Origin of the sequence: Pedobacter nutrimenti (assembly GCF_003208655.1) — a bacterium.
GTDB classification, from domain to species: domain Bacteria; phylum Bacteroidota; class Bacteroidia; order Sphingobacteriales; family Sphingobacteriaceae; genus Pedobacter; species Pedobacter nutrimenti.
Genome location: NZ_QKLU01000006.1, coordinates 132707 through 153316, shown reverse-complemented (window position 1 = coordinate 153316; position 20610 = coordinate 132707). Strand labels below are relative to the sequence as shown.

General features: G+C 42.3%; 17 protein-coding genes. 8 read left to right on the top strand and 9 right to left on the bottom strand.

Translation table 11 applies throughout. The annotated features are described in order from the left end of the window. Positions 1 to 147: 147 nt before the first annotated feature. The 8 genes from B0O44_RS17355 to rpsT form a co-directional block, all read right to left on the bottom strand. On the bottom strand, positions 148 to 3447 hold the full coding sequence (locus B0O44_RS17355) for a TonB-dependent receptor (protein WP_110833325.1): 3300 nt from the start codon (positions 3445 to 3447) through the stop codon (positions 148 to 150). A 287-nt stretch (positions 3448 to 3734) separates the two neighbouring features. Further along, positions 3735 to 4235: an Mpo1 family 2-hydroxy fatty acid dioxygenase gene (locus B0O44_RS17350; RefSeq protein ID WP_110833323.1), complete on the bottom strand. Its 501-nt coding sequence runs from the start codon at positions 4233 to 4235 to the stop codon at positions 3735 to 3737. Positions 4236 to 4349: 114 nt separating this feature from the next. Continuing rightward, on the bottom strand, positions 4350 to 5903 hold the full coding sequence (gene rny / locus B0O44_RS17345; protein WP_110833321.1) for a ribonuclease Y: 1554 nt from the start codon (positions 5901 to 5903) through the stop codon (positions 4350 to 4352). A 288-nt stretch (positions 5904 to 6191) separates the two neighbouring features. Then, positions 6192 to 6482 carry a cell division protein ZapA gene (locus B0O44_RS17340; protein WP_110833320.1) on the bottom strand — a complete coding sequence of 97 codons (291 nt, stop codon included), beginning with the start codon at positions 6480 to 6482 and terminating at the stop codon, positions 6192 to 6194. A gap of 32 nt (positions 6483 to 6514) precedes the next feature. Further along, complete coding sequence (locus B0O44_RS17335; protein ID WP_110833317.1) at positions 6515 to 6805, bottom strand: hypothetical protein; 291 nt, start codon at positions 6803 to 6805, stop codon at positions 6515 to 6517. 42 nt (positions 6806 to 6847) lie between these two features. Beyond that, positions 6848 to 9247: a phenylalanine--tRNA ligase subunit beta gene (gene pheT / locus B0O44_RS17330; RefSeq protein WP_110833314.1), complete on the bottom strand. Its 2400-nt coding sequence runs from the start codon at positions 9245 to 9247 to the stop codon at positions 6848 to 6850. Between the two features lie 37 nt (positions 9248 to 9284). Next, positions 9285 to 9983: a RadC family protein gene (gene radC, locus B0O44_RS17325; RefSeq protein WP_110833312.1), complete on the bottom strand. Its 699-nt coding sequence runs from the start codon at positions 9981 to 9983 to the stop codon at positions 9285 to 9287. Between the two features lie 60 nt (positions 9984 to 10043). Continuing rightward, complete coding sequence (gene rpsT / locus B0O44_RS17320) at positions 10044 to 10298, bottom strand: 30S ribosomal protein S20 (protein ID WP_110833310.1); 255 nt, start codon at positions 10296 to 10298, stop codon at positions 10044 to 10046. Between the two features lie 344 nt (positions 10299 to 10642). On the opposite strand from rpsT, the gene B0O44_RS17315 reads away from it, so the two are divergent. The 8 genes from B0O44_RS17315 (at position 10643) to rodA (ending at position 19429) form a co-directional block, all read left to right on the top strand. Further along, a complete protein-coding gene (locus B0O44_RS17315) occupies positions 10643 to 11230 on the top strand; it encodes an LURP-one-related/scramblase family protein (protein WP_110833308.1) in 588 nt (195 codons plus the stop codon). Between the two features lie 273 nt (positions 11231 to 11503). Further along, positions 11504 to 12082, top strand: a complete 579-nt coding sequence (gene purN / locus B0O44_RS17310) for a phosphoribosylglycinamide formyltransferase (protein WP_110833306.1) — start codon at positions 11504 to 11506, stop codon at positions 12080 to 12082. Positions 12083 to 12142: 60 nt separating this feature from the next. Then, positions 12143 to 13669 (top strand): bifunctional phosphoribosylaminoimidazolecarboxamide formyltransferase/IMP cyclohydrolase, encoded by a 1527-nt coding sequence (gene purH / locus B0O44_RS17305; RefSeq protein WP_110833304.1) that lies wholly within the window; start codon positions 12143 to 12145, stop codon positions 13667 to 13669. Positions 13670 to 13766: 97 nt separating this feature from the next. Beyond that, entirely contained in the window at positions 13767 to 14789 is a 1023-nt protein-coding gene (locus tag B0O44_RS17300) for a rod shape-determining protein (RefSeq protein WP_048907325.1), read from the top strand. A 78-nt stretch (positions 14790 to 14867) separates the two neighbouring features. Continuing rightward, entirely contained in the window at positions 14868 to 15707 is an 840-nt protein-coding gene (gene mreC / locus B0O44_RS17295; RefSeq protein ID WP_110833297.1) for a rod shape-determining protein MreC, read from the top strand. After that, positions 15700 to 16215: a rod shape-determining protein MreD gene (locus tag B0O44_RS17290; RefSeq protein WP_110833296.1), complete on the top strand. Its 516-nt coding sequence runs from the start codon at positions 15700 to 15702 to the stop codon at positions 16213 to 16215. The genes mreC and B0O44_RS17290 overlap by 8 nt, the downstream gene beginning before the upstream one ends. Beyond that, on the top strand, positions 16215 to 18167 hold the full coding sequence (gene mrdA / locus B0O44_RS17285) for a penicillin-binding protein 2 (protein WP_110833295.1): 1953 nt from the start codon (positions 16215 to 16217) through the stop codon (positions 18165 to 18167). The genes B0O44_RS17290 and mrdA overlap by 1 nt, the downstream gene beginning before the upstream one ends. Next, positions 18164 to 19429: a rod shape-determining protein RodA gene (gene rodA, locus B0O44_RS17280; protein ID WP_110833294.1), complete on the top strand. Its 1266-nt coding sequence runs from the start codon at positions 18164 to 18166 to the stop codon at positions 19427 to 19429. The genes mrdA and rodA overlap by 4 nt, the downstream gene beginning before the upstream one ends. Here the strand turns inward: rodA and B0O44_RS17275 are convergent. Beyond that, positions 19422 to 20516: a hypothetical protein gene (locus B0O44_RS17275; protein ID WP_146229864.1), complete on the bottom strand. Its 1095-nt coding sequence runs from the start codon at positions 20514 to 20516 to the stop codon at positions 19422 to 19424. The genes rodA and B0O44_RS17275 overlap by 8 nt on opposite strands. Positions 20517 to 20610: the final 94 nt, after the last annotated feature.

Genomic DNA, 20610 nt, shown 5'->3' with positions numbered 1-20610 from the left:
TTTATTCCTAAATATTGCAAATTCACGCAGTTTTATTGCAATCAAAACCGCATAAACCCGCAAAACACAAACTAAACCACTTTTAACACAAAAAAGCCTGAGACAATCGTCTCAGGCTTAAAAAAAATTATGAATGTATTCTATTTATTAAAAAGTGTATCTCAGACCAAACTGCATTTGGAAACGTGATGCAAAGAAGTCTTTTGAATAAGTTGAAGTACTGTTGTTATCGAAGTTATAGGTAGGATATGCAGTTGCGGAACCTGCTTTAGCATTGATCAGACCAATACTTGCCATAGAGTTGTAAGTGTTTGGAGAGAAATACTGTACACCCCAGTTTTTGTTCAACAGGTTTGTTAAGTTCACGATATCATAAGTGAAAGTAAGCGTTTGTTTTTTAGGACCGTTGCCTGTAACCACAATATCCTGGCTAAAACGGAAGTCTGCCTGAACATTCCATGGTGTACGTGCTCCGTTACGCTCAGTAAACTGACCCCTTCTATTTTTCAGATATTTATCACCATCAATGAATGCATCAAATGCTGCAATTTGTTGTGCCACGGTTGCAACAACAGCACCTTTGCTATCTTTCAAGTCAGCAACAATAAATTTAGAAGTTTCACCAACATTAGGAACATACATTAAACTTACATTTTGACCTGTTCCGTTGATTGTTCCATTTAACATACCATAAGAATATGGAGAACCAGATTGTGCACTGAAGAATAAAGAGAAGTTAGATACATATTTATTGTCTTTATCCCAGGCATGTCTGTAGTTGATGGTAGACACAATACGGTTACGGATGTCAAAGTTAGAATAAGCCAGTCCAGGGTTATTTGGATTTAAAGCCTGGTTCAACTGCCAATTGGATTCCATAGAGTTACGGATACCATTGGTGATGTCTTTAGACTGTCCATAAGTATAGGCTGCCATTACATCCAAGCCAAACGGGAAAGATTTGCTTACCTGACCAGTAATGCTGTAACGATATCCCTGATTGGTATTGGACAGCAAATAAGCATTACTATAAAGAGGATTGATCGCCGCTTTAGTGTAGATAGGTTGCTGATGGTTTACATCATAAGGATAATAAAAGGCATTATCCACATAGTTTACTTGTTGGAATTTCAAATCATGGATTACTTTTGTATAAATACCTTCTACCGTAAATTTCCACTGATCATCTGTTTTATAATCAAACGCTAAGCTGGTTCTCCAGGTTTTTGGCATTTTGAAATTGTTGTCAATTAAATCGACCTGGGTTGCACCTTTAGCATCGTTTACATTCACGCCTTGTTTAGCGGCATAACCTGCTTCTCCATTTCCATTTAAAGCATCCCTGATTGGATCTGATCCAGCAACAGGACCTACAATAGGCTTAGTTGGATCGTAACTATATTTATTAAAGTCCTGAGAACCATAAGTTACCCCATTGTTGTAATATGCATAACCCAACCAGGCAAAGGGAACACGGCCAGTAAACAAGCCGCTACCACCACGCAAGATCATTTTCTGATCACCATTGATGTCATAGTTGAAACCAATGCGTGGGGATACCTGTACCTGACCTAAGAAATCATTTTTAATGTCTTTTGGTTTGGTGTAGGTAAAGGTATTACCATAATTCGGATCCACCGGTGCATTGGTGGTTTTATCACTTAAAGGTTGTTTGTTTGGCAAATCGGCCAAATCAAAACGCACACCATAAGTCAGTTTAAAACGGTCAGTAATCTGAAACTGATCTTCTCCATACAAGCTGAACATATTTACCCTGAACTGTGCCGGAGGGTTATCCAAAATATAATCCCTGGTATTATTGGTATAGTTATAATTGGTCCGGACACGTTTTGGTTGATTTTTCAAGAAATCATCAATACTTCCATAAGCCACACGGCCGTTCCATGAGTTTACAAAACCATAAGTAATGTTGTACAACTCATTATGTGTACCAAATGTAAAAGTATGTTTTCCTTTGGTCAGGGTAAAGTTATCTGTAAACTCGAAGGTTTTTTGCTTCATGTTGAAGATACTCGCCTCCCTGTCTGTACCCAAAAAGATGGTACCCCCACGGGAAGAAATCTCAATTTGAGGAATTGCCGGGTTGGATGTCGGATCCCTGTAATCGTGGATATTGGAATAACCAATGACCAAACTATTGGAAGCAGAGTTTGACAAACGGCTTTTCAATTCGGCAACTGTAGAACTCTGGTTATTGGTTTGTTTAAAGTCAATACCACCAAACCTGAAGTTGGCCTGATCACGCTCTAAGTTTGTCGCTGTAGAAGTGATGGTGTTGTTACGAATGGTCAACTGGTTGTTGTCGTTGATGTTCCAGTCCAAACGGTTAAAGAATTTATTGGATTTTGCGTAGATGTTATAATCACCTGAAGATCCCGGATCAATGCCATAACTGTTTTTCATGTAGTTGGTAATGGAGTTGGCCTCATCTGCAGTAATGATTTTCATATCTGCTGAACCTGCTCCAAGGATTACCGGATCCTGACGACGGGTAATCTCTTCGTTGGTGAAGAAGAATAATTTATTTTTAATAATTGGGAAACCTACCCTTACCCCAGTCTGATAATCGTGGAAAGCAGAAGGCTCTTTAGAATTGTCTCCAATTTTATTTCTTCCAATTAAGGCTGCATTACGTCCGTAACCATAAATCGATCCGGTTACATCATTTGTACCGGAACGGGTTACTGCGTTGACACTACCACCGGTAAAGTTACCGATTTTTACGTCGTAAGGGGCCAATAACACAGTTACATCCTGAATCGCATCCAAAGAAACCGGGTTGGTCCTTGTACTGCTTCCAGGCATACCTGAACTACCGCTCTGTCCACCTAAAGAAGGGCTAAAACCGATCGCATCGTTATTGATGGCACCATCAATAGTAACGTTATTGTACCTGAAGTTGGTTCCTACAAAAGAGTTGTCTTTGCTGCCCTGAGGGGTTAAACGGGTTACATCCGTTAAACTGCGGCTCACTGTAGGCAAGTTTTTGATTTGCTCTTCGCCAATACGGGTTCCTGTTCCCATTTTGGTTCCGCCTCTGGTACCTGCTACAACCACTTCAGACAGCTGCTGTCCTTCATCCAACAGGGTAAAGTCCATACGCTGGTCTGCGCCAAGGCTCAGGTTCAAATTGTCTTTTTCCTGTTTGTTGTAACCTATATAGGTAACGGTAATTTTATAAGGTCCGCCTGGGTTTAAGTTATTGACCCGGTAAGAACCTTCGGCAGTAGTCATTGCGCCATACTTGGTACCAGTTGGTACATGTACGATCAGCACACTGGCTCCGGGAATGGCGATGCCCTTTGCATCCCGGACTTTTCCGTTAACGCTTGATGTTGTCACCTGGGCCTGTGCTCCAATTCCAAAAAGGAGGAACATCAGCATGACAACGTAAGAAATAGGATTGGTTAGTAACTGTCTTTTCATCGTTTACTGTTTATTTTTTTGGCAAAGCTAAACAGGCAACATGATCTTAATGTTAAGAATTGATTAATGCAGAATGTAATTAACATTAAGCAAATGGCATCCCCCACGTTTTCGAAAATATAGGTTCTGACAACATCTAAGGGCTTTCAAATGGAAAGACAAGCGGGAAATTCTTTATAGAAAAGGCTACAAATACATTAAACAAATGTTATGTTTATGTTAACAGTCCCTAAAAGAGAATTTATGAAACCTGTAGAAATAAACTGCATTAAAAAGCAATAAAATGCCTAATATCTTATGCCGACTTTCTTGCAGATAAAATGCAGCAACCAGATGGGCCCAATGAGCAGAAATTTGACATCGTCGAGAAAAGATGGCTTTTTACCCTCTATTTTATGTCCGATAAATTGCCCGATCCAGGCCAGCACAAAGATCACTGCACAAACCAGCCATAAAGCCGGCCCACCGTTTGCAGCTGCCTGTTCAATTTTCACCACCACCATACACATCAGGAAAATGATAATCAGCATCAGGTAAGACATCACCGGTGAAAGCCGGTAATAATAATACACAGAAAAAGCAATTAGAAAAGAGGCCCAGTTCAGGTAACCGTTATAACGGCCCATAAATTCCAGGTGCGGAAAAGGAATGGCCCAAACCAGCCCAAGCAAACTGAATACAATCAAAGGCACACAGATCCAATGGATAATTTCATTGGAGTGGTTCTGGTGGCTTTCTGCATACTTGTCAAAAAGTACATCAACCTGTTTCTTTTCTTCTGCTTTCATGACCGGGTGGTTTAGTTAGAGGGCATTGCTTTACGCCATGTAAAAATAAAAAAAAAGCGGCAGAATAAACTACCGCTTTTTGTATTCTGTTTAGGCCCCCTGGGGCCTTAGGTTTTATTTTGCAAAAGCAACGGACCTGGTTTCCCTGATTACCGTTACTTTGATCTGACCCGGATAGGTCATTTCCGTTTGGATGCGGTTAGAGATATCCGCTGCCAGCAATTCCGCTTGCTGATCAGTTACCCTTTCACTTTCAACCACAACCCTTAACTCTCTACCGGCCTGGATGGCAAAAGTTTTCTCTACCCCAGGATAAGAAAGTGCAAGTTCTTCCAGTTCTTTTAAGCGCTTGATATAGCTTTCCACGACTTCACGTCTTGCACCTGGACGGGCACCGGAAATCGCATCACAAGCCTGTACAATCGGTGAAATCATAGAGGTCATTTCAATTTCATCGTGGTGCGCACCGATGGCATTACAGATTTCAGGATGTTCTTTATACTTTTCTGCAAGCTGCATCCCCAAAATGGCGTGTGGCAATTCCGGGTTGTCATCAGGAACTTTTCCTATATCATGCAGCAATCCAGCCCTTTTTGCCATTTTAGCATTCAGGCCCAGTTCAGCGGCCATGGTTGCACAGAAATTGGCCACCTCACGAGAGTGATGCAATAAGTTTTGTCCGTAAGAAGAACGGTAACGCATACGCCCAACCATTCTGATCAGTTCAGGGTGCAGGCCGTGGATGCCCAGGTCAATAACCGTACGCTCACCGATTTCTACAATCTCTTCTTCAATTTGTTTTTTGGTTTTGGCTACAACCTCTTCAATACGGGCCGGGTGAATACGACCATCGGTAACCAGACGGTGCAGGGCCAGGCGGGCAATTTCCCTTCTAACCGGGTCAAAACCCGATAAGATAATGGCTTCCGGTGTATCGTCTACAATAATTTCAATGCCTGTTGCCGCTTCCAGTGCACGGATGTTCCGTCCTTCACGACCAATTACACGGCCTTTAATCTCATCACTTTCAATATGAAATATAGATACCGTATTTTCTATAGCAGCTTCCACCGCAGTACGCTGAATGGTTTGGATCACCACTTTTTTCGCTTCTTTACCTGCAGTCAGTTTGGCTTCGTCTACAATGTCTTTAACCTGGATCATGGCCTGGGACCGGGCGTCCTCTTTCATGTTTTCTACCAATTGATTTTTCGCCTCTTCTGCGCTTAATCCGGCAATCGCTTCCAGTTGTTTCACATGCTGGTTTTTCAGCACATCAACTTCTTCCTGTTTCTTAACGGCTATATCGGTTTGTTTTTCCAGGTTCTTTTTCTGACCATCGAGCTCCTGTTCCTTACGGTTCAGGTTTTCCATACGCTGGTTCAGGCTTTGTTCTTTTTGTTTGATGGCGTTTTCACGCTGGTTGACCTGGTTGTTTTTATTATTTACCTCTTGTTCGTGTTCTGCTTTCATTTGCAGGAACTTCTCTTTGGCTTCCAGCATTCTGTCCTTTTTCAGGATCTCTGCATTGCTCTCTGCATCTTTGAGGATTTTTTTAACTTTCGTCTGCGCTGCAATTTCCTGTTTCTTTAGTAAACTGCGCAGCAGGTATCTCCCTATTAATATACCGACAACCAGGCCGGTAAGTACATATCCAACTATTTCCATTTATATATATATTAAGTACACATGACCTTCAAAAACGTTCCGGGTTATAAGGTCATGTGCAATTCTTATCCAATTGCCATAAAAAAACCGCAGCTAATTTTTTCGTTCCATATGTTAAAAACTTCAACGAATTATAATTAGGATTTACGTTGTTTTCAGGTGCGGATGCAAATGAAATGTACGCTCTTAACCCTATGGATATTGAAGTGTTAAGTTTAAAAAATAATGAAACTTAAAATCTAGCTGCGGCTATACTTTTTGCTAATATATATAATATAAAGAACGTACTTATTTTGAAAAAAAATCGTTTAATAAACTATCCAGCTCTTCCACCTTATCGGCTACGGCAGTATCCTGATCCTGGACCTTGTTTTCTACCCTCAATACAGCTGTTGCATAATGCAATACTGCCATAGAGAGTAAGTCCTGCTTATCTCTTACCGCATAATTTTCCTGATAGTCCTTTATGCGTTCGTTAATAATCTTGGCTGCCCGCCTTACAATTTCTTCCTCTTCTGTATTTACCTTTAAGGGATAAATCCGGTCCGAGATAGTTATTTTTATCGAGATTTCTCCCATTTCTTAGCTTTGTTTCACTATTCCAGTATTCCTTATTTCTTAAGCAACACAACACACTTATCTATTTCACGCACAAAATCGTTAATTTTTTGCTTTATATCAAGAGTCTTTTCACTAGTACCCTCAATACTTTTTGCTAATTTAAGTACTCTGAGCTTTTCTTCCAAGTCTGTGTTCTTTACTTTAGAAGCATCTAAAGTAGCCTTTATAGATTGATTTTCAACCTTTAACAACTCATTTTCTTCCTGTAACGCATTGCACAACTCGATTAAACGAGCGGTTTTATGGAGTACTGAATTTAATTGTTCTGCAACGGAAGACATGTTATTAAACCTTTATTTTATCTAAAATTCTACTCAATTAAGTTATTTTCTAATCTCTGCTTTGGCAGTTTGCGCTAAGTTAGCTATAATCTTTTGCATAACCGCATCAATCTGCTTATCGGTTAGGGTCTGCTCCTCATCCTGCAGGGTAAAATTCAATGCATAGGACTTTTTGCCGGCAGGAAGCTTATCCCCTACATAAACATCAAAGATCTGTACATTTTTAATCAGTTTCTTTTCTGTTTTAAAAGCAATACCTTTTAATTCCTCAAAAGTAACCGCTGTATCCACCAGCATGGACAAGTCTCTTCTTACGGCCGGATACTTTGGAACTTCCTTGTTGACGATTTTGTTCTTTTTCACAATATCCAGCAACAATGCCCAGTCAAAATCTGCATAATAGACTTCCTTGTCCACATCGGCCTTCTTTTTATCTGCCGCTGTAGCCGCACCGAAACTGACCAGGGTCTGCGCGCCCCTGAAATATTTCAGCCCATAAGCAAAATCTTCATTATTCAGCTCTTCGGTCTGGAAGTTCGCAATGCCCAATCTGCCCATCACCGCATCCACAGCAGCCTTCAGGTTATAAAAATTCACCTGACTGTCTTTATGGTTCCATTGTTCGCTTTGTTTTGCCCCCGACAACAGGATCAGTAAACGCGGACGCTCAACATAACCAGAGCCGATCAGGTGGTAGGTTTTACCAAATTCATAAAACTTAATGTCCGCACTTTTCCGGTTCTGGTTGTACACCACACTTTCAAGGGCCGGCATCAGCAAGCTTTGACGCATGACATTCAGATCAGAGCTTAAAGGGTTCAGCAAGTGTACGGCCTCTTCTATATTTTTTGAATAACTGCTTTTGGTCAGTGAATTGCACCAGATTTCCAAAAAGCCGTTTGCAGTAAGCATATCAGCAATCACATGCTGGGTCTGCTCTTTGTCTGGCTTGGCGCTATAAGACAGGGATGCATTGATTTTTGAAGGTATTTCAATATTGTTGTATCCGTAAATCCGCAATACCTCTTCGGTCACATCGCATTCCCTGGTCACATCCACTTTAAAAGTCGGAACCTCCAGAGACAACTGTCCCTGCTGCTCTTTGACCACTTTAATTCCAAGAGCAGTAATAATGGACTTAATTTCGTCTTCAGGGATATTTGCACCGATCAGCTTATTGATGTTCACATAAGAAACTTCCACATCAAATGCTTTTACCGGCACAGGGTACAGGTCTGAAACAGAAGATGAAATGGTACCACCAGCCAGTTCCTGAATCAATAAGGCTGCTCTTTTCAAAGCATATACTGTAATTTCAGGATCTGTTCCACGTTCATAGCGGAAGGAGGCATCTGTTTTTAAACCATGTCTTTTAGACGTTTTACGAACGGAAACCGAATTGAAATAGGCACTTTCCAGAAAGACATTGGTCGTTTGTTCACTTACGCCCGAATTTTTACCACCAAAAACCCCTGCAATACACATTGGGCTTTCAGCATTACAAATCATCAGGTCTTCTGCAGACAGTTTACGCTCTACACCATCAAGGGTTACAAAAGGCGTTCCTTCTGCACATTTTTTTACCAGGACCTTTTTACCGCTAATCTGATCTGCATCAAAAGCATGTAAAGGCTGGCCCAGCTCATGAAGAACATAATTGGTAATGTCCACAATATTATTGATCGGACGGATACCGATTACTTTCAATTTATCCTGCAGCCAGTCTGGTGAACTTTTTACAGTTACACCGCTAATGCTCACGCTGCTGTATCTTGGACAGGCTTCCTGATCCTGTACTTCAACCTCTATGTTTAAATTTTCGTTATCCGCTTTAAAAGCGGATACATCGGGCATCGTTAAGTTCAACCGAAAATACGCGGCAAGATCCCTCGCCACACCCAAATGAGAAGCCGCATCTGCACGGTTAGGGGTCAGACCAATTTCATAAAGGTAATCGTCTTCCATTTTAAAATGGTCTTTTGCGGCAACACCAATTACAGTATCCTCGGCCAAAACCATAATTCCTGCATGTGATCCACCCAGGCCAATTTCGTCCTCTGCACAGATCATGCCTTCAGACACCTCTCCCCTTATTTTTGATTTGTTGATCTTAAAAGGCTCGCCTTCATTCGGGTATACGGTTGTACCCACGGTTGCCACCACCACTTTCTGTCCTGCAGCAACATTAGGTGCCCCGCAAACAATCTGCAGGGTTTCAGCCCCGCCAACATTCACCGTGGTTACCCTCAGACGATCTGCATTGGGATGCTGAACACAGGTCAGCACCTCCCCGATCACCAGACCTTCCAGTCCGCCAGCAACAGGCTGTACTTTTTCAAGGCTTTCAACCTCCAAACCAATATTGGTTAAGATCAAAGAAAGTTCCTGTGGTGTTTTATCTGTTTGAATGAATTGTTTAAGCCAGCTATAAGAGATCTTCATATTCTATTATCCGTATAAAACGCAAAGATATAAAATATCAAATCAATCCCCCATCTGCAAAACTAAAGAATGAGCGGTCTGTTACAATTATATGATCCAAAAGGGGAATATTCAGCATTTTTCCCAGCTCAACAACTTTTTTGGTCAATGCCTTATCACTAGGACTTGGAGTCACCTCTCCGGAAGGATGGTTGTGTGCCAGGATTAGCTTTGCCGCCCTATGCTCCAGGGCCACCCTGAAAATAACCCGAACATCCACAGTGACATCCGATTGCCCTCCTTTACTGACCAGATACTTGGCCTTCAGGTGACTGGCCCCATTCAGGACCAGCAACCAGAGTTCTTCCTGGTCCAGATCGGACAAAAGAGGCCTCAGGGTTCCAATGACATCTCTGGCCGTTTTAATTTTATACACTTTTGGCTGCGGGCTTTCTTTACGCCTTCGACCCAGCTCCAGGGCAGCCATGATGGTTATTGCTTTTGCCTGCCCTATGCCTTTAAAACCAGAAAGTTCTGCTACTCCGGTCTTGCCCAACGCATCCAGATCATTTTTGAAAAAATCAAGAATACGTTTGGCCAGATCCACCGCCGTCTCTTCTTTGTTGCCCGAAGCAATCAGTACCGCCAGGAGCTCTGCATCCGTCAAAAACCTTCTGCCTTGCAAAAGGAGTTTTTCTCTGGGGCGATCTTCTGCCGCCCATAACTTTATACCTTTTTTTTGTTTATATGTAATCATAGAAACAAAAAAAACGGGACAAGTATGACCTTGTCCCGTTTCAGTATCGTAAAGCTATATCTATTTTAAGCCATTAACAAATTTAGTCAATTTTGACTTGTTGTTTGCAGCTTTGTTTTTATGAATAACGTTTTTCTTAGCTAAACGATCTAACATTGAAACTACTTTAGGAAGTAATTCAAGTCCAGTTTTTTTATCTTCAGCAGCACGTAGTCTTTTGATAAAAGTACGTGTAGTTTTTGCCTGATATCTGTTACGTAGACGTTTAGTTGCGTTTGCTCTTATTCTTTTTAAAGCTGATTTATGATTTGCCATTGTTCTTTAGCCTTTGTTTTCTATTTTTTTCGGACTGCAAATATAGAACTTATGTTTTTAATTGCAAAATCATTACGCAATTATTTTTCATCTTTATGTTATTTTCCTGCTGTAACCATAAGCCTATTAATCAATTTGTTAAGCCCACTTCCTCTGGCCATGCTTTCCTTGGGTGCTTAAACTTCGCTGATTTTATTATCTTCGGCCCCCTTAAACATCAAACAAACATCACACCTACAACTATGAATCCAACAGGTTTAAAATAATCATTAAAAACATAGTACAAGATTATTTTAAACCTCAAAGGATCCATATGACAATTGAAAAAACAATAAAACCTACATATGAATTCCAATTTTTTTGACGGACAAGATTACTTTATCGATGAAAAAGTAAATATGTTCAAATTTGAAAATGCTTACAAAGTTTTTGACGAAAAAGGCGAAAACATTGGCGCAGTTAAACAGGTCCTGACCTTTGGACAAAAAATGCTAAGACTTCTGGTCGACAAAAGAATGCTGCCCTTTAAGCTTAACATTGTCAACAACGACGATGAAATTCAGGCCAGCATTTCACGGGGTTTTACCTTTTTTATGTCGAAAATACTCATCAACGACGCTTACGGGAATCCACTGGCCACCATTAAACAAAAATTCAAGTTCTTTAAACCGACTTTTAAAATTGAAGACCCCGATGGAAACCCGATCGCAGAAATTACCGGCGACTGGAAGGCCTGGAATTTTGTCATCAAAGACAGCAACCAGATTGAAATTGGCTCTATCAGCAAAAAATGGGCGGGTGCTTTAAAAGAAATCTTTACCACCGCCGATAAATACAATGTTCATATAGATCCAAACTATAGCCAAAACCAGCATAAAGTAGCCATTCTTTCTTCTGCCATTACCATAGATATGGTTTTAAAGGAAAGCTAAACCCCTCATAATGATCAGGTATAGCTAAAATACCTGATCATTTTTCCTGCAGAGCTACTCCTGTTTTTGTATCTCAACACATAAAATGCTATTTTTGAAGCTAGATTGACGTATATAGGGGAATACCAACAAACCGGCGAAGCCTGCTTGAATACCAAAACAAAATAGACACTCATGAAAACTGGCGAAGCCTGCTTGAATACCAAAACAAAATTAGACATAGCATGAAAACCGGCGAAGCCTGCTTGAATACCAAAACAAAATAATTATAGCATGAAAAAACGCATTGCAATATTTGCCTCAGGATCAGGATCTAATGCCCAGAAAATCATGGAGCACTTTAAAAACAGTGCTGAGGTAGAAATCGCTTTGGTACTGACCAATAACCCAGATGCTTACGTATTGCAGCGCGCAGATAATTTTGAAATTCCCAGCCATGTTTTTGACAGGAAGGAATTTTATCATACAGATCATATTACAGACCTGTTGAAAAATCTCGACATTGACCTGGTCGTGCTGGCCGGTTTTTTATGGCTGATCCCTAAAAACCTTATCCACGAATATCCGGGCCGGATCATTAACATCCACCCGGCCATATTGCCAAAGTTTGGCGGCAAAGGCATGTACGGTGACCATGTCCATCTGGCCGTACTGGAAGCCGGGGAAAGCGAAGGTGGTATTACCATTCATTATGTGAACGAAAATTATGATGAAGGCGAGTACATTTACCAGGCGCGGTACCGTGTAGATAAAGAGGATAACCTGGAGATGCTGAAATTCAAAGGACAACAGCTCGAACACCAGCATTATCCCCGTATTGTAGAGGGTATTTTAAAAAAGATAAAAAAGTAATATTCTACATAAAAATTATCGCTTAAAAACCCTAATTTTGCGGCTCAAAATTTTTCTCTAATGGGCCATTCAATAAAGATCAAAAACGCTTTAATTTCAGTTTATTACAAAGACGGTTTAGAACCTTTGGTTCGCCTGCTTGCACAACAGGGTGTTCAGTTATTCTCTACCGGAGGAACAGAACAGTTTATAAAAGACTTAAACCTGCCTGTTACCGCCGTGGAAGACCTGACCGGATATCCATCTATTTTAGGTGGCCGTGTAAAAACGCTTCACCCGAAAGTATTTGGAGGTATTTTAAACCGCAGGAGCCTGGAAGAAGACAAAGCACAGATCGGCCAGTATGAGATCCCGGAAATAGATCTGGTGATCGTTGACCTTTACCCTTTTGAAGAAACCCTTAAAGCTGATGGTTCAGAGGCCGAAATCATAGAGAAAATAGATATCGGTGGTATTTCCCTGATCCGGGCAGCTGCCAAAAACTTTAACGATGTGGTGATTTTGGCTTCCAAAGATGACTACAGCACCCTTCAGCAGCAACTCGAAGAACAAAACGGAACAACGACCCTGGCCCAGCGTAAAGCCTATGCCAAAAAGGCCTTCCATACTTCTTCCCATTACGATACAGCGATTTTCAATTACTTCAATACAGAAGAGCCTTTAAACGTTTTCAAACAAAGTATCCCGGTGGCACAAAGCCTGCGTTACGGAGAAAACCCGCACCAGCAAGGTGTATTTTATGGCAACCTGGAAGAAATGTTCAGCAAATTGAATGGCAAAGAACTTTCATACAACAACCTGGTCGATGTGGATGCAGCAGTAGCCTTAATTGATGAATTCCAGGAGCCAACTTTTGCCATTCTGAAACACACCAATGCCTGCGGCCTGGCTTCCAGGGCGACGATCCTGGATGCCTGGAACGATGCACTGGCCTGTGATCCGGTATCTGCTTTCGGCGGTGTACTGATTGCCAACCGTGAAATTGACCTGCAGACTGCAGAAGAGATCAACAAACTGTTTTTTGAAGTCCTGATTGCCCCATCCTACCAGGCCGAGGCAGTTGAGCTTTTTAAGGCCAAAAAGAATAGGGTAATTCTGCAAAGAAATGAAGTAGAATTATCTAAAAAACAATTTAAAACTTTATTGAACGGCGTGATAGAACAAGATAAAGACCTGATTGTAGAAGGTCCTGAGCAAATGAAAACCGTTACAGAAAAAGCACCAACTCCGGCAGAATTGCAGGATTTGTTCTTCGCTAATAAAATTGTTAAACATACCAAGTCCAATACTATCGTTTTTGTGAAAAATAATTGTTTAATTGCAAGCGGTGTAGGACAAACTTCAAGAGTAGATGCCCTGAAACAAGCTATTGTAAAGGCCCATGCTTTTAACTTTAGTTTAGAAGGCGCAGTAATGGCTTCAGATGCATTTTTCCCATTCCCGGACTGCGTGGAAATCGCTGCTGAAGCAGGAATAACTGCCGTACTTCAGCCAGGCGGTTCTATTAAAGATGCCGATTCTGTCAACAAGGCAAATGAGAAAGGCATTGCAATGGTAACCACCGGTGTAAGACATTTTAAACACTAGTGTAAACAATTATTTTTATCTGCAAATACAATAAAAAGACGTAGTTTTACATTAGTATAATACACAGATTTTTTAATATAATAATTATCACCTATAAATGGGTTTATTTAACTGGTTTACACAAGAGGTTGCCATCGATTTGGGCACCGCTAATACCCTGATTATACATAACGATAAAGTGGTTGTTGACGAACCTTCTATCGTGGCATTTGACAGACAAACGAACAAAATCATAGCAATAGGGAGGCAGGCCATGCAAATGGAAGGCAAAACCCACGACAACATAAGAACAGTAAGACCTTTGAAAGACGGTGTAATTGCCGATTTCAATGCCGCTGAAGCGATGATCAAAGGAATGATCAGAATGCTTAACGGTGGAAAAGGATGGATGTTCCCTTCCTTAAGAATGGTGATCTGTATTCCTTCGGGGATTACTGAGGTTGAAAAACGTGCGGTGCGTGACTCTGCAGAAATTGCAGGCGCAAAAGAGGTTTACCTGATCCACGAACCTATGGCTGCAGCAGTCGGTATTGGTATCGATGTGGAAGAGCCTATGGGGAATATGATCATCGATATCGGTGGTGGTACAACCGAAATTGCCGTTATCGCTTTATCCGGTATTGTTTGCGACCAGTCGATCCGCGTTGCCGGAGACAACTTCGATTCCGACATTGTCAACTACATTCGCCGTCAGCACAACATTATGATCGGTGACCGTACCGCAGAAAAGATCAAAATTGAAGTTGGTGCGGCTTTGCCTGAATTACAAGACCCACCTGCGGACTTTGCCGTACAGGGAAGGGACCTGATGACCGGCGTACCAAAACAAATTACAGTTTCCTATACAGAGATCGCGCACTGTCTGGACAAATCCATTTCTAAAATTGAAGAAGCCATCCTCAAAGCCCTGGAGATTACCCCTCCTGAGCTTTCGGCCGATATTTACCAGACTGGTATTTATTTAACCGGTGGAGGTGCCTTGCTGCGTGGCCTGGATAAACGTGTTGCCGCAAAAACAAAATTACCGGTGCACGTTGCAGAAGATCCGCTTAGGGCTGTTGTACGCGGTACAGGTATCGCACTTAAAAACATTGGCGGTTTTAAATTTTTAATGCAATAATTAGCTTTCAGCTGCTGACTTTGCAAGGCTACAAATTCCAGGCACCGTCAGCAGCTCAAAACAGGACAAACGAAAATTATGCGTAACCTTTGGATATTTATAAACAGATACAACGCATTTTTTCTATTTATCATTTTTTTTACGCTGGGTATTATCCTCACCGTAAAAAACAATGATTACCAGCGCAGTGTTACCCTAAATTCAACCAACCAGGTGGTTGGCCGCGCGTATGAGGACTTGAATGTTCTAAAAAAATACCTCAATTTGGGCCAGGTGAATGACAGCTTAGCTGCAGAAAATGCAAAGCTCTATACCCAGCTGCTGAACCTTAAAAATATTGACAGTGCAAAAAATGTACTGGTTAAAGACACGCTGAACAAACAGCAATACACTTACCTTGCGGCAAGGGTGATCAAAAACTCCATCACACTGCGCAACAACTTTATCACCATCAATAAAGGAAGTGCAGACGGCATAGAGGAAAAAATGCCGGTCATTTCTCCTCAATATGGTGTAGTTGGTTTTGTGCACAATGTTTCTGAACACCTGGCAACGGTCCGCTCCCTGCTCAATAAAGACACCAAAGTCAGTGTAATTGTTAAAAATATACCGACAGCTTTTGGCTCGCTGGTTTGGGGAGAAAAAAATTACGATTATCAGAAGGCCTATGTCAAAGACATCCCTAACCACTTTAAGGTCAAACTAAAAGACACCATTGTCACCTCCGGTTTAGGCGCTTTTCCTTCCGGTATTCCGGTAGGCCGCATCAGTAATGCCGGAGTCGCAACAGGAGACAATTTCCTGACCATAGAAATTAGCTTGTTTAATGACTTCAGTGCCTTGCAATATGTTTATGTAGTTAAAAATAAATTTGCCAAGGAACAAGAAGCTTTAGAGTCAAAATCGCCCCATGAATAGCAGACTAATCCTGATCAATATCCTCCGGTGGTTCATACTACTGTTTGTCCAGATCCTGCTGCTCAGGAACCTGAGCTTTTACAACCTGGCCACACCTTTTGTATACGTGCTGTTTCTGCTGTTGCTCCCATTTGGAATTCCCAACATTTTGCTTTATTTGCTTGCTTTCGGGACAGGCTTAACCCTCGATGCTTTTTATGACACCCTGGGGGTTCATACCGCGGCTTGTGTAGCCCTGGTTTTTGTGAGGATCCTGTTTATATCCGTTACGGTAAACCGCGATGGATTTGATGAGCCCGAACCTACCCTGGGCAATATGGGCTTCAAATGGTTTTCTCTTTATGCCCTGCTTTGTATTTTTGCGCATCATCTGGTGTTCTTCCTGCTGGAAGCATTTAAGTTCAGCGAACTTTCCTATACCCTGCTGCGCTGTTTGATGAGCGGTGCAGCGACCTGGCTGGTCATCCTGCTTACAGAGTTTATATTTTACAACAGGAGGCTTCGCTAATGGACAATCTGTTTAACCGGAAATATACAGTTCAGGGACTTTTCCTGATCGTGTGCCTGATCCTTGTCGGCAAATTGTTTTACATGCAAATTGTCAGTGACAAATATTTCCTTTTGTCCAACAGTAACGTCCTTCGCAAAATTTATACTTTTCCGGCCCGTGGGGTGATATTTGACCGTAAGGGAAGGGTGCTGGTACAAAACGAACCGGTGTACGACCTGATGGTGATCCCCAATCAGGTGAAAGAATTTGACACACTGGACCTTTGTAACACGATTGGAATTGACACCGCAGGTTTCAGAAAACGTTTTCACAAAGCCGTAGTGCAATCCCGGTACCAGCCTTCTACGTTTGAAAAGCAGCTTTCGGTACAAACCTATGCCGCATTACAGGAAAAGCTTTCCAACTTTCCGGGTTTTCTGGTTCAGGGACGGACCGTCCGCCATTATCCGGACAGCGTAGCGGGACAATTTTTTGGTTATGTTAAAGAGGTCTCCCCAAAAGACATAGAGGACAGCGAGGGCTATTACCGCCCCGGTGACTATATTGGGAAATCTGGTGTAGAAAAGCAGTACAACGATATTTTAAGAGGGGAACGAGGGGTAAAGAATATGCTTTACGATGCCAGGAATGTTCCCCAGGGCAGTTACCAGGAAGGAAAATTCGATACCCTGGCCAGGTCCGGAGAAAAAGTAGTCTCCTCGCTGGACATGGAAATCCAGAAACTGGGTGAACAGCTGATGCAAAACAAAGTAGGCAGTATTGTGGCCATAGAACCCGCCACGGGTGAAGTCCTTGCTTTTGTGAGCAGCCCTGGTTACGACCCGAACAGAATGGTCGGGCGCCAACAGGGAAACAACTACATGGATATTTTTGGACAAGCCAACCGCCCTTTTCTGGTGAGACCCATATCCGGATATTATTCTCCGGGTTCATCTTTTAAACCCCTGGATGCCCTGATCGGCTTACAGGAAGGGGTGATTACGCCCGACATGACTTTTAATTGTCCGGGCGGTTACTGGGCCGGAAACCACTTTGTACGGTGCGAACACGTGGACGGAACCATCAGTCTGCGCAGGGGCCTGGCCCGATCCTGCAACACCTATGCCTGTTACGTGTTTCAGAAACTGATGACCCAGACCCGGTTTAAAAACCAAAAACTGGCTTATGACGAATGGGAAAGCAAAGTCCGCAAATTTGGCATTGGACAAAAGCTGGACATCGACATGCCTTACGAACGTAAAGGCATTTTATTTACTTCCGACGAATACACCAAAAGATTTGGCAAATACTGGCGCTATACCACCGTTATTTCCCTGGCCATCGGGCAAGGTGAAATGAGCGCCACCCCTTTACAAATGGCCAATATTATGGCCATTATTGCCAATAAAGGGTATTATATTAAACCCCACCTGATCAAATCCATAGGGGATAAAAAGATCATCAAAAAGGATTATGTTCAAAAAAACTATGTAGACATAGATGCAGCACATTTTGAACCTGTTATTGACGGGATGCAGGATGCGGTGAACAGCCCATGGGGAACGGCCAATGCCTCCCGGATTCCGAATGTATTGATGTGCGGAAAAACAGGTACGGTACAAAACCCGCACGGCAAAAACCACTCTGTGTTTATTGGTTTTGCACCAAGGGACAATCCGAAAATTGCCATTGCCGTGGTCGTGGAAAATGCAGGTTATGGAGGTGCTTATGCCGCACCTATTGCCAGTTACCTGACCGAAAAATACCTGACCGGAAACATCAGCGGTGGCAGAATGGCCCAGGTAGAATGGATGAAAAAACAAAGCGTTTTACCGGAGGTCCCAAAGCCAAAAATAAAACTGGCCCCTAAAACGACAGATTCAGTAGCCAAAGAGGCCGCACCTACAGCAGCAGACCCTAAAAAAAATACAGCAGCTAACCACCTTAAAAGCGGAGAAACAACAAAATGAGCAACACACAAAGCAACCGTTTCTTTTTTAATGTAGACTGGATCACCGTACTGATCTATATGGCTTTGTGTACCATTGGCTTTGTAAACATCTATGCCTCGATTTATAATCCCGAAAAAAGTGACCTCTTTAACTTTGGCAGCAATTACGGGAAACAGCTCATTTATATTATTTTGGGCTTAATTTTAGGCCTTTCCATTTTATTACTGGACGCGAAGTTTTTCAGTGTCTTTTCTCCTATTGTGTATGGGCTCACCTTACTGCTGCTGCTCGCCGTACTGGTTATAGGCCGAAAGGTGGCCGGAAACCAGGCCTGGATTGCCATAGGCAGCTTCAGGCTCCAGCCCTCTGAGCTGGCCAAATTTGGAACCGCACTGCTCCTGTCCAGGTATGTAGCGACCTTTAACCCCAAATTCAAAGACTTTAAATCGATTATGTTTGCAGGGCTGATTGTCGGTTTGCCCCTGTTGTTTATTATGCTGCAGCCCGATACCGGTTCTGCCCTGGTGTTCCTTTCTTTTATGTTCCCATTGTACAGAGAAGGGCTTTCCGGTTATTTCCTGGTCATTTTTCTGGGGTTGATTGTACTTTTTATTGCCCATTTCCTGTTGCCACTATATATCACCATTCCTGCAATCATCCTGGTGGGCTGCTTTTTCATTTACCAGAACAAGCGAAAGCAAAAAATGATGTTTTCCATCACCATTGCAACCATTCTGGCCATCTGTTACCTGTTTATGGTGAAGCTGATTTACAATAAAGTGCTCGAACCGCACCAAAGGACCAGGATTGAGATCATGCTAGGGCTAAAAACAGACCCGAAAGGAGCAGGTTACAACGTAAACCAGTCTATGATTGCCATCGGTTCCGGTCAGGCCCTGGGCCGCGGTTTTCTGCTCGGCACACAAACCAAATATGGTTATGTACCCGCACAAAGTACCGATTTCATCTTTTCCACGATCGGCGAAGAATGGGGTTTTGCGGGTTGTACCGTGGTAATTGGACTCTATGTTTTTCTTTTACTCCGGGTCATCAACCTGGCAGAGCGGCAGCGCTCTACCTTTTCCAGGGTTTATGGTTACTGCGTGGCCAGCATTATCTTTTTCCACGTCTTTATCAACATCGGTATGACCATAGGCATCATTCCGGTTATTGGCATCCCCCTGCCCTTTATCAGTTACGGTGGATCCTCCCTATGGAGTTTTACGGTCCTGCTGTTTATTTTTCTAAAACTGGATTCTAACCGGATGGGCTTTATTTAGCCGGAAAACGTCTGTTTAAAAGTTCATAAAAGCGATCTGCGGTGGCCTGTTTGGAAGCCCAGTCATTTTTACCAGCATAGTTCTTTTGAAGAAAAGCATCAACCGTCTTAAAATCAGGCATTTTATTGATCAGGTCGATCACCTCTGCATAAGCAAGGTTATAACCGTTAAAAAGATCCTTAATGTACAACAATTTGTCGTTCAGGCTAATGCTGCTCTTCAGGTCTGTGATCTCTGTACGGTAAGATTCTGTATTCAGGTTTGCCCCCAAGTGATTCCCCAAAAGCTCGTTAAGCGTCGGTTTTAAAGGCTGATCAGCAATAGCAGCAGGCGTGGCAGGTGCTTCCGGAATCTGAACAGGCTCTGGTTTAAGCGGCTGGGGAGGCGTTATTGTTTTTTCTTCAAACAAATCCCTTTGCTGTACCATTTCCTCTTTAACCGGATGTATTTCCGGACTAAACGCTTCCACAGCAGCAATTTCTTGCTCCTGCTCTGCTGAAACCAGAAAAGGTTCTGGCCCTATCTCATCGTCCTCTTCTTTTTCTATCTCCTGGTCCGTGTTTTCCTGCTGGGCTTTTAGTTTTTGTTTCTGCGCTATAATCTGCTCTTCTTCCTTGCTCAGCGGGCGGTCAAATATTTCCCCGACTTCTTTTTCTTCAAACTCAAATTTATCGGTTATCGCATGGTCTTTAAGGATAAACTCAAAGGCAGGCGGCTCTTTGTCCAGTTTAAAAATTTCTTCATTTAGAACTGCGGCCGGAACTTCTGTTTCTTCAGGTTCCTTCACCGCAGGAAGCTCAGGTTCAGTTGTTTTTTCCTCGGGCACAGGTGCCCCAGCTTCTTCAGCCAACGCTACCACATCCGGCTTTTTCGTTTCCTGCAAGTCAGGTACAGCTTTAGCCGCAGGACCACTGTTTGCCTTTTTAACAATCTGCACATGATCCGTTAAAAAGTTTGCATTGGCAAGAAACAACTCCAGCTCTAACTCATTGAGGTTTTGAGGGTTTTGCGAAAGAAATTGATATTGATCCTGAAGTTCTGAAAGTATCAGTCCGATTTTTTTAAAAAGATCCTCTTGGTTCATCATAAACTAATAACGGAAAAATGGGTGTTTTATGTTGGTAACTTGACACTCAAAAGTACTACAAAATTTCGATATTAGCGGGCTCTAAAGATTCAGC

What these genes read in the sequence shown, in the direction of transcription:
- B0O44_RS17300 (WP_048907325.1), top strand. Translation starts at nt 13,767, where the DNA reads ATGGGTTTATTTAACTGGTTTACACAAGAGGTTGCCATCGATTTGGGC.
- B0O44_RS17340 (WP_110833320.1), bottom strand. Translation starts at nt 6,482, where the DNA reads ATGGGAGAAATCTCGATAAAAATAACTATCTCGGACCGGATTTATCCC.
- rny (WP_110833321.1), bottom strand. Translation starts at nt 5,903, where the DNA reads ATGGAAATAGTTGGATATGTACTTACCGGCCTGGTTGTCGGTATATTA.
- B0O44_RS17350 (WP_110833323.1), bottom strand. Translation starts at nt 4,235, where the DNA reads ATGAAAGCAGAAGAAAAGAAACAGGTTGATGTACTTTTTGACAAGTAT.
- mrdA (WP_110833295.1), top strand. Translation starts at nt 16,215, where the DNA reads ATGGACAATCTGTTTAACCGGAAATATACAGTTCAGGGACTTTTCCTG.
- purH (WP_110833304.1), top strand. Translation starts at nt 12,143, where the DNA reads ATGGGCCATTCAATAAAGATCAAAAACGCTTTAATTTCAGTTTATTAC.
- B0O44_RS17290 (WP_110833296.1), top strand. Translation starts at nt 15,700, where the DNA reads ATGAATAGCAGACTAATCCTGATCAATATCCTCCGGTGGTTCATACTA.
- rpsT (WP_110833310.1), bottom strand. Translation starts at nt 10,298, where the DNA reads ATGGCAAATCATAAATCAGCTTTAAAAAGAATAAGAGCAAACGCAACT.
- mreC (WP_110833297.1), top strand. Translation starts at nt 14,868, where the DNA reads ATGCGTAACCTTTGGATATTTATAAACAGATACAACGCATTTTTTCTA.
- B0O44_RS17355 (WP_110833325.1), bottom strand. Translation starts at nt 3,447, where the DNA reads ATGAAAAGACAGTTACTAACCAATCCTATTTCTTACGTTGTCATGCTG.
- radC (WP_110833312.1), bottom strand. Translation starts at nt 9,983, where the DNA reads ATGATTACATATAAACAAAAAAAAGGTATAAAGTTATGGGCGGCAGAA.
- B0O44_RS17275 (WP_146229864.1), bottom strand. Translation starts at nt 20,516, where the DNA reads ATGATGAACCAAGAGGATCTTTTTAAAAAAATCGGACTGATACTTTCA.
- B0O44_RS17335 (WP_110833317.1), bottom strand. Translation starts at nt 6,805, where the DNA reads ATGTCTTCCGTTGCAGAACAATTAAATTCAGTACTCCATAAAACCGCT.
- pheT (WP_110833314.1), bottom strand. Translation starts at nt 9,247, where the DNA reads ATGAAGATCTCTTATAGCTGGCTTAAACAATTCATTCAAACAGATAAA.
- purN (WP_110833306.1), top strand. Translation starts at nt 11,504, where the DNA reads ATGAAAAAACGCATTGCAATATTTGCCTCAGGATCAGGATCTAATGCC.
- B0O44_RS17315 (WP_110833308.1), top strand. Translation starts at nt 10,643, where the DNA reads ATGAATTCCAATTTTTTTGACGGACAAGATTACTTTATCGATGAAAAA.
- rodA (WP_110833294.1), top strand. Translation starts at nt 18,164, where the DNA reads ATGAGCAACACACAAAGCAACCGTTTCTTTTTTAATGTAGACTGGATC.